Annotated in this window: 7 protein-coding genes and 2 pseudogenes; all 9 read left to right on the top strand. The window is 41.7% G+C overall.

All coding sequences use genetic code 11. The features are described from left to right. A pseudogene (locus ACKWB9_RS15100) lies at window positions 1–107 on the top strand (IS982 family transposase); the annotation flags it as partial. A 92-nt stretch (window positions 108–199) separates the two neighbouring features. Beyond that, a complete protein-coding gene (locus ACKWB9_RS15095; RefSeq protein ID WP_414003850.1) occupies window positions 200–991 on the top strand; it encodes a type IV toxin-antitoxin system AbiEi family antitoxin domain-containing protein in 792 nt (263 codons plus the stop codon). Beyond that, window positions 988–1,779 carry a nucleotidyl transferase AbiEii/AbiGii toxin family protein gene (locus ACKWB9_RS15090; protein ID WP_414003849.1) on the top strand — a complete coding sequence of 264 codons (792 nt, stop codon included), beginning with the start codon at window positions 988–990 and terminating at the stop codon, window positions 1,777–1,779. Before ACKWB9_RS15095 ends, ACKWB9_RS15090 begins: the two co-directional genes overlap by 4 nt. 54 nt (window positions 1,780–1,833) lie before the next feature. Continuing rightward, window positions 1,834–2,133 (top strand): annotated as a pseudogene (locus tag ACKWB9_RS15085) (type I restriction endonuclease subunit R); the annotation flags it as partial. 343 nt (window positions 2,134–2,476) lie between these two features. Then, entirely contained in the window at window positions 2,477–4,618 is a 2,142-nt protein-coding gene (locus tag ACKWB9_RS15080) for a hypothetical protein (protein WP_414003848.1), read from the top strand. 76 nt (window positions 4,619–4,694) lie between these two features. Then, window positions 4,695–8,069 carry a GH116 family glycosyl-hydrolase gene (locus ACKWB9_RS15075; protein WP_414003847.1) on the top strand — a complete coding sequence of 1,125 codons (3,375 nt, stop codon included), beginning with the start codon at window positions 4,695–4,697 and terminating at the stop codon, window positions 8,067–8,069. Between the two features lie 144 nt (window positions 8,070–8,213). Continuing rightward, a complete protein-coding gene (locus ACKWB9_RS15070) occupies window positions 8,214–9,185 on the top strand; it encodes an aldo/keto reductase (RefSeq protein ID WP_414003846.1) in 972 nt (323 codons plus the stop codon). Window positions 9,186–9,228: 43 nt separating this feature from the next. Continuing rightward, the gene (locus tag ACKWB9_RS15065) at window positions 9,229–11,850 is read left to right on the top strand and encodes a GH116 family glycosyl hydrolase (RefSeq protein WP_414003845.1); all 2,622 of its coding nucleotides are present in this window, start codon (window positions 9,229–9,231) and stop codon (window positions 11,848–11,850) included. A gap of 79 nt (window positions 11,851–11,929) precedes the next feature. Next, the gene (locus tag ACKWB9_RS15060; RefSeq protein WP_414003844.1) at window positions 11,930–12,952 is read left to right on the top strand and encodes a glycoside hydrolase family protein; all 1,023 of its coding nucleotides are present in this window, start codon (window positions 11,930–11,932) and stop codon (window positions 12,950–12,952) included. The last annotated feature ends 13 nt before the right edge of the window (window positions 12,953–12,965 follow it).

The raw sequence follows: 12,965 nt of genomic DNA, 5'->3' as shown, positions 1-12,965 counted from the left end.
TCAAGACAAGGGTGCTGTCCAAAATCACTGCCTTGACAATGGTTCAGTTCGTTAACAGGTTCGTCTTTGATAGAAATATAAACAACATTAAAATCAGCATTGTTTAAAATGCACAATGGGTTATTAAATAAAAATAATATAGTAAAATAATGAGATAATTACCGTAAAGTGGTATCTTTCTCAAAAATTTACTTTTAACTTGGATATTTCAGCCTATATTAAGCAACTACAATCGGTTGAAGAATACTCGTTTTCTTGGGATGAACTTGTAACAGCCTGTAATAAAACCGATACTGCTTTAACGCGAGAGCTATCTCGATTGGTATTCAAAAAGGAAATTATAAATTTAAGAAAAGGATTTTACTTAATCATTCCACCAAGATATTCAAAACAAGAACAGTTACCTGTACAGTTATTTGCAGATAAGCTTTTTAATTATTTAGATAGTAATTATTATTTAGGCTTTTATTCTGCTGCAAAGTTTCATGGTGCAGGACATCAACAAGTGCAACGGGAATATGTTATGACAGATAAGCAATTCCCTAATATTAAAAAGTCATCGCTTGATATCCATTTTTTTACAACTTCAAAATGGCCCATAAAAAACATTTTGAAAAAAAAATCGGATGCAGGTATTTTTAAAATTTCAAGCCCGGCACTTACATCAGTAGATTTAATTCATCATCAAACTAAGTTAGGTGGTATCAATAGAATGTTAGCCATTCTCGAAGAGTTGTCAGAAGAAATAACCGTACAAGATATAGAAGACTTAATTAGTTGGTATCCACACAAAAGTACCTTACAACGTTTAGGCTTTTTGCTAGAGGCAGCACTGCAAGTTGAATCCAATTTATATGTACCAATTACGGAGTACTTAAAGGCATCAAAATACTATCCCGTGTTATTGAGTCCAAAATCAAAAGAGAAACCTGGAGCAGTCCATAATGATTGGAAAGTTGATGTGAATATAAAACTAGAAAGCGATTTATGATTCCGAAGCCTTATATAGCAAAATGGCAAGAACAAGCCCCGTGGAAACAGTTTTATCAAGTAGAACAAGACCTAGTAATTAGTCGTGCGTTAGTAGAAATTTTCTCGAATGATTTTCTACGAGAGAACTTAGCCTTTAGAGGCGGTACTGCGTTGCACAAATTGTATTTGAATCCAGCACCACGTTATTCTGAGGATATCGATTTGGTTCAAATAAAGCCAGGCCCTATAAAACCAATAATGCAACGCCTCAATGAGGTTATTACATTTTTTGAAGAACCAAGAAAAACGCAAGTAAGAGGACACGGCGCAAAAGCACTATACCGTTTCACTTCTGAATATGAGGATATTAGACTGCGATTAAAATTAGAAATTAATTGTAAAGAGCATTTTAATGTTTTAGACTGGGTTGAATTTCCTTTTGAAGTAGAAAGTGATTGGTTTACAGGGAAAACGAATATCCGCACCTATAACATCAATGAGTTATTGGGCACAAAATTAAGAGCATTATACCAACGTAGTAAGGGCAGGGATTTGTTTGATTTGGATTATTCCAGATTGAATATGGAATTAGACGTAGAGCAGATAATTAAATGCTTCCAAGAATACACAACATTTTCAACAGGTAATAGAGCACCAAGTCAAAAAGAGTTTTTAATGAATATAGAAGAAAAAGAACAAGACCCCAATTTCACAGGAGATATGGAGGCTTTATTAAGAACAGGAATAACATATAATCAAGAAGAAGCTTTTGAGTGGCTAAAGACTGGAGTAATTGCAAATATGTAAAGAATGAAAAAGTATAAAGGAATTTGAAATAAATTCTTGATAAAATAGAATCAAATGAACAAAAAAGACTTATCCGAATCTGATATAAAAGCGAAATTCATTACGCCTGCAATACTGAATTCAGGTTGGGATGAGCAAACTCAAATTGGTCGAGAAATATTTTTTACGGATGGTCGAATCTATGTTAAAGGAAAACTGACGGCCAGAGGTAAAAGAAAATTTGCCGACTATATTTTATTCTACAAACCAAATGTTCCGATTGCTATCATTGAGGCAAAGGATAATAAGCATAGCGTAAAAAGTGGCATACAACAAGCTCTTGGCTACGCTAACACTTTGGATATTCCTTGTGTATGACCTCCTCCCATTAAATGGGACAGTTTAAAACTAGAGGATTATGGGCGGATAAATGTTTAACTTTAAACAAGCAATAAAACATACACAAAATTGCAAATTCAAACATTTATTATTAAATAGATAAAATATAGTTTTGGGTTGTCCAATCCCATTAAGTACTAATAAAAACGTTTGACCTTTTTTAGAAAGGTATTTTCAATAAATTCTTTTAGAGAAAACATACTAGGATTTATAGATTAATCTATCCGATTTATGTGGATATTAAAAGCGTCCGCTCAACTCGAATTTAATATTAAAGACATATATAAAAATGATCAATAAGCATAAAACTAAAAAAAGTATGAGGTCAGGATTGTTCAATACGATTGCACTTTTCCTTTTTATATCAGGATGTAATCAAAATCACAAATCCGGAATCACGGGTGCTTTTGATTTGAATCAAACACAGATTCCGACAATTTTTTCAGATTTGATTTCGTCAATTGCCATTGACGATTTGGGTGATACCAAACCTGAACTTAATTACGAGCTTGTTGATCAGAACACGCTAAAGGTGGTATTGTCCTTCGATCTAAAGGATTCCATAAAACAAGATGATTGGGGCGTAAAAATTAAACCGGCATTTGATCCTGATTTTTATTGGTCCCCCCACTTGGCCCCGGAAGATAATTATGTTATTTCGCAGCATGCTTTTCGTGCTCCCGCCCTTATTATGGCAGATACCGTTGCAAGCAAGAGAATAGTGATGGTACCCGATGTAGAACTAATTGAAGAGAACGGCCCTAATTGGTACATGGACATTGATGCCTTAAAGAATGTAATGTCCGTTGGTTGGAGCAAAACAAACGTAAAAGAGCATGTACTCTTCACCAAAGAGAAAGGTGCAGTCTACGCTCCCGGAAATTATACATTAGGATTTTATTTAAAAGCAACTAATGAGAAAGAATATGTAAAAAACCCATGGCGGGATATACTGGCTTTTCAATGGGAAAATTATGGAAAGGATCTGTACCGTGCAAAAGAACCATTGGGGCGCACCGATCTTGAACCTTATGCAGAACACACTTATAACTGGGCTTTTGATACCTGGGAAGATGCGGTATGGCAAGAATTTGAAATAGAAGGTCAAAAGGTGGGCGCTCCGGCTTTTATTGTAAATGTCACCCAAAGTCCCAATTATCCGGAGCAATCATACGAAAGGGAATTTCGTTCCATTTGGAACCAGGCCTGGTTCAGTTCATTGCGATCGGCCTCGGGTCTATATAGATATGCCCGCCGTACCCAAAATGAAGAATTGCTCAAAAAAGCGGTCTTGACCAAAGAATTGGCCCTTTCATTCCCGCAAAAAGAAGGTTTCTTTTCGGGCCTTATCGCCACGGAAATGGAAGAATTTGAAATAGAAGGGGAAACCTACACCAAATCAAAGGGTTGGGATACTTACTATTTTGGCAATTCTAACCGTAATCCTTATGTAGAGGTTCAAAATCCGGCAAGTGATGGAAACTATTATTGGGGCAGTCCTAAAAAATCACCCTACCATATCTTGGATATGAGTTGGACGGCCTATCTAATGCTGACTTGGTATGAAGAATTGGAAAAAGACGAACGACTCTTGCAATATGCAACACGCTATGCAGATGCATTACTTAAGATACAAGACGACAAAGGCTACTTTCCAGGATGGATTTCCGATGATTTAAAAGCTCTTGGTGTATTAGATCAATCACCTGAGTCCGCCATGTCCGTCACCTTTTTACTAAAAGCTTATAAACACACTAAAAATGAGGCCTATAAAGAAGCGGCATTAAAGTGTATGGGTGTATTGTTAGAAGAGATTGTGCCTGTAGGCCGATGGGAAGATTATGAAACTTACTGGTCATGTTCAGGTTACGGTAAAAACACGTTGATCAATAAAAAAGTGGCTCGTAATGATATGTACAAACAGAATACACTGTCTATTTATTGGACGGCCGAATCTTTGTTCGACGCCTATAAATTGACAAATAACCCTAAGTATTTAGAACAAGGCCAACGAACCTTGGATGAATTACTCATGGCACAGGCATCATGGCAGCCCCCTTTTATGTATATCAGAACTTTGGGCGGATTTGGGGTCATGAACGCTGATGGTGAATGGAACGATTCTCGTCAGAGCCTGTTTGCCGAACTTATAATCAAGTATGGAAAAGAACTTAACAAAGAAGAATATATTGAAAGGGGACTGGCCGCTTTACGTTCCTCTTTTGTGATGATGTACTGCCCTGAAAACCCGATTACCAAAGTACAGTGGGAGGCCGCACATCCGCATTTTGGCCCTGAAGATTATGGCTTTATGATGGAAAACTATGCTCACAACGGAGTGACTTCAAGAGAAGGACTTGGTATCGGCGTCTTTACGATCTATGATTGGGGCAACGGAGCGGCAACGGAAGCTTATAACAAAATTCGAGATCATTATGGGGAAGCGTTCATAGAACAATAATTCTGTTTTTAACCGAATCAATAGAAATTAGAAATAAAGTAAGTGACTCTAAAAAGCAATAAAAATATACAATACCGTGAAAAATAAAGGGAAAGTAGAAAAGAACAAGAATCAAGATATTGTTATTGAAGAGGTGAAAACTAAATCGGACACAATAAATTCCCGTAGAAACTTTATAAAAACATCCACTATGGGGGCCGCCCTATTGGGGCTTCCCAGTCTTCCCGTTTTTGCAGGGCCGTTTGTGTACGACCAAGACGGACATTTGGTTCCCGAAGACAAAAAGTTATCGGCAGAATGGATAGAATCGCTCTATGAAAGAGGTGTTCCAGAACTTTTTACAGCCGAAAAGAGTCAATTAAAGCACATAGGAATGCCTGTAGGCGGTATCGCTTGCGGACAATTATATTTGGGAGGTGATGGCAAGTTATGGTTCTGGCACATCTTCCAAACCGTATACGGTAGAGAAAAAGACCACAACCAGCGTATGGTGGCCATGACCTTAGGGTCGCATTATCGATATCCCGAAAAAGTATTGGAACGTGAAACACGTCCTGTAGAACAAGGAGCCGCTATACAAGTGCGCCATCAGGGAAAGACCATCACTAAAAGATTGGATGCTTCTGGATTTAAGGACATAACCTTTCGTGGAGAGTACCCCGTTGGAAAAGTGACTTATAAAGATGCAGCCCTACCGGTAGAAGTACAGTTGGAGGCATTTTCTCCTTTTATCCCTACCAATTTGGAAAAATCGTCATTGCCGGTCACTATAATGACCTATAAGGTAAAGAATACTTCGGACCACGATGTAGAGGCCGATGTGATCGGTTGGTTGGAAAATGCCGTCTGTCCCAATATAGATAACAAAAATATGGGGATACGCAGGAACAGCTTGATTCAAGACGACGGCAGGCTTACTATTAATTGTACTGCAGAGCCCATAAACGGCGGTGCCGTGGTTCCTTTAAAAGAGGACATTGTCTTTGAGGATTTTGAAAGTGGAAGTTATAAACGGTGGAAAGCGAAGGGAAAAGCCTTTGGTAAAAGTCCTCAGAAAAAGGGAGATAAAGGCGTGCGGGAAAAAGCATTCAAGGCAGACTATTTTGTTTCCAGTTACAATGTGGCCGAACTAAAAGGAAAACCGAACAACACCAGTTACCGTTATGGCAGTATCACCCCGGCACATGAATATACGGGCAGCCTTACCAGCAAAACATTTACCGTGACCCATGACTACATCACCTTCTTATTGGGTGGGGGCCATCATCCGGAACAAACGGCCATCAATTTATTGGTCGATGGCAAAGTGGCACGTACCCTTACGGGAGATAACAATTTGACCTTAAAACAACGTTTCTTCGATGTACGGGATTTTATAGGCAAAAAAGCAAAATTACAACTGGTGGACGACCATCAGAGTATGTGGGGCAGTATTTCCGTGGATCATATTGTCTTTACCGACAAAGAACCTTTGGGCAATTCGCTTACGGATCAGCACGGTTACGGATCCATGACTTGGTCGATCCAGAATCCGAGCAGTCAGGCCAAGTCGGTTCTGAACCTATCAAAAACAAATAATGTGGGGACCATTTCGGCACAGCTCCAACCCCCAAAAGACAACGGTACGGCGACCAAATCTATGGATAATGCATTGATGGGCGCTCTACAGGATAGTATAAGCTTAAAGCCCGGTGAAGAAAAAGAAGTAACCTTTATATTGACCTGGTATTTCCCGTTCATGACCCAACTTGATTTTGAATGGGGTGATTTGATGAAGCTAAAGGATTTCAAATCCTTAAAACGACATTACCACAATTGGTTCAAATCGGCCAACCAAGTGGCAGATTATGTATCGGGACAATACAATGATTTGGCCGGCACTACCCGTTTATGGAACAAAACATATTACGATTCCACCCTTCCCTATTGGTTGTTGGATCGTAGCTTTATCCCGAACAACACCCTGGCATCCAATACCACACTTTGGTTCGACAATGGTCGTATCTGGGCCTGGGAAGGTGTAGAGTGCTGTATCGGTACTTGTCAACATGTATGGCAGTATGCCCAAGGAGCAGCCAGGATTTTTCCCGAATTTGAACGAACCTTACGTGAAGTGACCGATCTGGGGCACAGTCTCCATAAAGATGGGGGTATGGGGCACCGGGACGAGACAGCTGGTGGTCATGGGGCAGAAGTGGCACATGATGGGCACTGTGGTACTATTATGCGCATGTATCGAGAGCACAAAACTTCACCTGATAATAGATTCTTAAAGGCCAATTATCAAAAAATAAAAAAGACGGTACAGTTCATCATCAATGAGGATAAAGATAAAGACGGTCTTTTAGAAGGGCAGCAAAAGAATACCCTGGATGCCTCATGGTACGGCCCAATGGGCTGGATCAGTTCATTGTACATTGGCGCTTTGGCTGCCGGAAAGGAAATGGCCCTTGAATTTGGGGACATCGATTTCGCTAATGAATGTGATGCTTTGTTAAAAAAAGGAAACAATAACATTGTCGATAAACTGTTCAATGGGGAATATTTTATCCATATACACGATCGTGAGAAATATGCCAATGTAATCAGTTCAAACGACGGATGTCATATCGATCAAGTATTGGGGCAAAGCTTTGCCCACCAAATAGGCATCAAAGATCGGATCGTACCCGAACAAGAGACCAAAAAAGCATTGGAGTCCATCTGGAAATACAATTTTGCCCCAGATGCCTTTGCGTACCAGGCCAAACATAAGGTAATCAAAGGAGTACGTATCTACGCCACCGAAGGGGAGGCAGGTACTATTATGACTACATGGCCCAAAAGTGATGGGGATACTTATGCAGTACCAGGCATGGCCGAAAGACCCAGTGATTCCCCATTATGGGAAGGTCCTGGAGGTTATTTTGACGAAGTATGGCCAGGTCAGGAATACCAATTGGCCACCCACATGATTTATGAGGGAATGCTGGAAAAAGGATTGGCAACGGCAAAGGTGGTACACGATCGTCACAACCCCGTAAAACGAAATCCGTACAATGAAATTGAATGTAGCGACCACTACAGTCGATCTATGGCAAGCTATGGAGTATTATTGGCCGTATGCGGTTTTGATTATCACGGACCCAAGGGACATTTGTCCTTTGCCCCAAAGTTGCACCCGGAAGATTTCAAGGCCCCCTTTACCGTAGCGGAAGGTTGGGGACATTTCACACAAAAAAGACAAAAGGGAATACAGGAAAATATACTGAAACTAGAATATGGACAGCTAAACCTTAGTCGGTTAGACCTGCAATTACCAGAAGGTGCAATGCCAAAATCAGTGTCTTTTAAGATTAACGGAAACGTAGTAAATGCCCAAGGGGCACAGGGAGCAAATGGGCAATATTTTTGGAAATTGGATCAAATATTGAAAGCAGGGGATTCACTGGAATCAATTATTAATATATAAATATCCCCAGCTTAATCATTAAAATAGAACCAATGTTCTCCTATCCGTATCTACATATGAATAGGAAAACAATTTTTAATAACGCAACACATAAGGATACAATACTCAAATAATAGTACTCATAAAAGTTAAATACTAAAAGAAATGAAATACAGAAAATTCGGAAAAACAGGCTGGGATATTAGCGAGATAGGCTATGGCATGTGGGGCATGGGCGGCTGGACAGAGTCCGACGACCAACAATCTTTGAAATCCCTTCAAAAAGCCATTGATTTGGGCTGCAATTTCTTTGATACGGCATGGGGCTATGGAGAAGGGCACAGTGAAGAACTTTTAGGGGAAATTGTAAGGGCCAATCCGGGAAAAAAATTATACACGGCCACAAAAATGCCCCCAAAGAACTTTCAATGGCCCAGTAAAAGGGAATATGTTTCTAAGGACTGTTTTCCCCCGGACCATATAGAGGAATACGTAAATAAAAGCCTAAAGAATGCCGGATTGGATTCTTTTGATTTGATGCAATTCCATACCTGGGAAGACTCTTGGTTACAAGATGAAAATGTCTTGAAAAAGATGGCCGACCTGAAATCCCAGGGCCTTTTCCATGCCATTGGCATCAGTATGAACAGATGGGAACCATGGAATGGCGTACAGGCCGTAAAAAGTGGGTTGATAGACTCGGTACAGGTTATCTATAATATTTTCGACCAAAATCCACAAGATGAATTGTTTCCTGCCTGTAAGGAACATAATGTGGCGGTAATCGCAAGGGTTCCTTTTGATGAAGGGACACTAACGGGCTTGTTGACCAAAGAGACTACTTGGCCCGAAGGCGATTGGCGCAATACCTATTTTGTTCCCGAAAACCTACATTCCAGTGTAGAGCATGCCGATGCATTAAAGCCATTGGTACCAAAAGGTATGACCATGCCCGAAATGGCCTTGCGGTTTATTTTGGAGGAACCTGCCGTGAGTACCATTATCCCCGGTATGCGAAAATTACACCACGTAGAAGCTAATACCGCTACAAGTGGAAAAGAACCGCTGGATGCTAATTTAGTGGAAGAACTCAAAAAACATCGTTGGGACAGGGAACCTACGGAGTGGTCGCAATAGCCTTTGATACAGTTTGAAGAAAAATAATGAAAACATAAGCATCATGAAAGAAAAGAATGAACCAAAGACAAATAGTCGTAGAAAATTTTTAGCAAATTCTGCCGCTTTAGGGGCGTTGATGGCCGTACCATATAATATAAAGGCGAGCGAAGAAACTAAAGAAACCGCCAATAAAAGTAATTTCAATGGAAAAGATGCACGTTCGGAAAATGCAAGAGCGTTTAATGCGCCGTATTCCGGAGATAATAACAACAGAGTCGCTTTCCCAATTGGAGGTATAGGAGCCGGCATGTTCTGTATGGAGGGCACAGGGGCCATATCCCATGTGTCCGTGCGCAACGTTTCAGATACAACCAATGAACCCTGTACTTTTGCGGCCGTACATATAAAAGGACAAAAGAATGGTACCAAGGTTTTAGAAGGACTTGTACCCGACTGGAAGAAATATGGACAAGGCGGCCATTATGATGAGGCCTCCGCCCGTGGAGGTGCAAGAAGGAGCCATGGCTTACCCCGCTTTGAAAAGGCCACCTTCAATACGCGGTTTCCCTATGGTACCGTTGACATGGAAGATGCAGATATGCCCGTTTCCGTACAGTTGAAAGGTTGGAGTCCCTTTGTCCCTTCGGATGAGGACAGTTCCAGCCTTCCCGTTGGCGCTTTTGAATATACCTTCAGAAATACCTCGGGCGAGAACGTCCAGGGTGTGTTCTCATGGAACGCAAAGAACTTCATGTCCATAAGGAATAAAAAAGGGAATAAGATATCATCCATTAAAAACGGATTTGTATTGGAACAACAAGGTACACCGGAATCCCCTTCAGATGAAGGTGCTTTTGCAGCTTTTGTCCCAGATGAAGACGTTACCGTAGACCATAGCTGGTTCCGTGGCGGATGGTTCGATTCACTGTCCATTGCCTGGGAAAAGATAACCAATGGAGATATCACATCAGAACCGCCTTTAAAAGAAGGTTCGCCGGGAGCATCCATTTATGTACCCTTCAATTTGGAACCGGGACAGGAAAAAACCATCAAACTATTGTTCGCATGGTACGTACCAAATACCACCACCCGTTTAGGAAACGATGGCGACTGCCAACCCAATTCCTCCTGTTCCGAATCGGATACCTATCGTCCGTGGTATGCGGGTAAATTCGATTCTGTATTTGAGACAGCGGATTATTGGCGAAAAAACCATGATGCGCTGGATAAAAAGAGCAAGGCATTCACAGATTCGTTTTATGGTTCTACTTTGCCGCCTGAGGTATTGGAAGCGGTTTCCGCCAACTTAGGCATTCTAAAGTCGCCTACCGTGTTACGCCAAACAGATGGTAAGTTCTGGGCATGGGAGGGCTGTAATGACGATTCCGGTTGCTGTCATGGTACCTGTACCCACGTATGGAACTATGCCCAGGCTTTGCCGCACCTGTTCCCGAACCTGGAACGTTCGCTTAGAGATACCGAATTCAATATTAGCCAGAACAACAAGGGACACCAGACTTTCCGTACCTCTTTGCCCATTCGCACTGTGGACCATGGGTTCCATGCGGCATCCGACGGCCAGTTGGGAGGTATCATGAAGGTGTATAGAGACTGGCGCATTTCCGGGGATACCGATTGGATGAAAAAGTTATATCCCAAGGTAAAACAGAGTTTGGATTACTGTATAAAAACTTGGGACCCTAAGGGAAAGGGTATTTTGGAAGAGCCGCATCACAACACCTACGACATTGAGTTCTGGGGAGCTGATGGAATGTGTACCAGCTTTTACTTAGGGGCACTGACCGCCATCACAGCCATGGCCAAGGCGGCAAAACAGCCCTACAAACGCTATGGCAAATTGCTTAAAAGTGGTAAAAAACATATGGAGGAAAAGCTCTTCGATGGGGAGTACTTCATACAGAATATCCAATGGACAGGCCTTGAAGCCAAAGACCCTGTAGAGCTTTCCAAAGGTTCCTGGACATCCAATTATTCAGAAGAAGCAAAAGAACTGTTGCAAAAAGAAGGTCCCAAATACCAATACGGGAAAGGTTGCCTTTCCGATGGCATCTTGGGCATGTGGATTGCCTCCTGTGCGGGATTGGGCGAACCTGTAGATAACAACATGGTAACCAGTCACTTGAAGTCTATCCATAAATATAACCTAAAAGAAGATTTGATAGACCATCCCAATCCCCAACGACCTACCTATGCCGTGGGAAAAGAAGGGGGGCTTTTATTGTGTACCTGGCCCAAGGGAGGCAAGCTATCCCTACCCTTTGTTTATAGCAACGAGGTATGGACGGGAATTGAATATCAGGTAGCTTCCCACCTGATGATGAAAGGAAAAGTAGAAGAAGGTCTTGACATCGTTCGAACATGCAGGAGACGGTATGACGGTACCATCCGTAACCCCTTCGATGAATACGAATGTGGGCACTGGTATGCCAGGGCAATGTCAAGTTATGCATTGCTTCAAGGCTTAACAGGTGTTCGATACGATGCAGTAGATAAGACCCTGTATATTGATTCGAAGATAGGAGATGATTTTACGTCTTTCATATCTACTAAAACTGGTTTTGGCAATGTGGGCCTCAAGGGGGGCGAACCCTTTGTGGATACCAAATTCGGTACAATCGATGTGGAAAAAATTTCGGTCTCCGGAAAGATGATAAAAGCATAGAGGCTTTTTAAATTAGAAGCATATATGAGGGCAGAGCAATTGCATACACCCTCAATTTTTAATGGGTAAAATTAATCGTATGAGAAACAACGGCATATTACTCTTAGCCTTTGTAGTCGGTTTAGGGCTATTGGTTTCCTGTGAAAAAAACGGGAATCAGCAAAAAAAGGAAATCGTTCAAAAACTAAGACCGGTCATTGATGGGGAATGGTGGCAAATAGCCGGAAATCCTGACCTTGGAGCCTATACCACTGATGAACAACAACCCGTGGACTTTGGTATTTGGCAGGCCACAGATGGTACCTGGCAACTTTGGTCATGCATCCGAAAGACCAAGGCAGGCGAAAACACCCGGGTTTTCCACGGTTGGGAGGGCAAGAGCCTGATTTCAAAAGATTGGAAGCCAATGGGCATCACCATGGAAGGCGATACCACACTCGGAGAAGCTTCGGGGGGTATGCAAGCCCCTTACGTTTTTAAGGAAAATGGCCTTTACCATATGGCTTACGGTGATTGGAACAGAATATGTTATGCCTCAAGCAAGGACGGGAAAAAATTTACCAGGGTACTCAATAAAAATGGCCAGCCCAATCTGTTCACAAGCCCCTATAACAATGCCCGAGATGCCATGGTGTACAAAGAAAACGATTTGTATTACCTCTATTATATGGCGCATACCGACCCTGATTCAACCATTGTAGAGAACGGGCAAAAAGCACGTAAGAAATACAGAAGTATCATCTTTTGCCGTACTTCGGCCGATTTTGTCCACTGGAGCGAACCTATGAATGTATCCTCCGGGGGATGGGCAGGCGATAAATCTACCTGGTATGGGGGCGATGCAGAATGCCCCTTCGTCTTGAAAAAAGATGGCTACTATTACCTGTTCAGGAACCAACGTTACGGCGAGGATGGCCTCAATACCCAGTACGCTTCCAAAAACCCTTTGGACTTTGGAGTTGGTCATGATGATTTTATGATAGGTACGTTACCAATAACCGCACCGGAAATCATTCTCTATGAAGGTCAATACTATATAGCCGCCCTGAATCCCGGTCTGGATGGGATACGGATGGCCAAATTAAAATGGGTAAAGGAGTAAATGATTAAACTCA

It is taken from the genome of Maribacter spongiae (assembly GCF_047345125.1).
Taxonomy (GTDB): domain Bacteria; phylum Bacteroidota; class Bacteroidia; order Flavobacteriales; family Flavobacteriaceae; genus Maribacter.
The sequence above is the reverse complement of the archived record's forward strand: the minus strand, read 5'-3'. Positions and strand labels throughout refer to the sequence as shown.

Bases quoted from the DNA above. Each gene is read 5' to 3' on its own strand.
- ACKWB9_RS15060 (WP_414003844.1), top strand. From the start codon at position 11,930: ATGAGAAACAACGGCATATTACTCTTAGCCTTTGTAGTCGGTTTAGGG.
- ACKWB9_RS15070 (WP_414003846.1), top strand. From the start codon at position 8,214: ATGAAATACAGAAAATTCGGAAAAACAGGCTGGGATATTAGCGAGATA.
- ACKWB9_RS15090 (WP_414003849.1), top strand. From the start codon at position 988: ATGATTCCGAAGCCTTATATAGCAAAATGGCAAGAACAAGCCCCGTGG.
- ACKWB9_RS15065 (WP_414003845.1), top strand. From the start codon at position 9,229: ATGAAAGAAAAGAATGAACCAAAGACAAATAGTCGTAGAAAATTTTTA.
- ACKWB9_RS15080 (WP_414003848.1), top strand. From the start codon at position 2,477: ATGAGGTCAGGATTGTTCAATACGATTGCACTTTTCCTTTTTATATCA.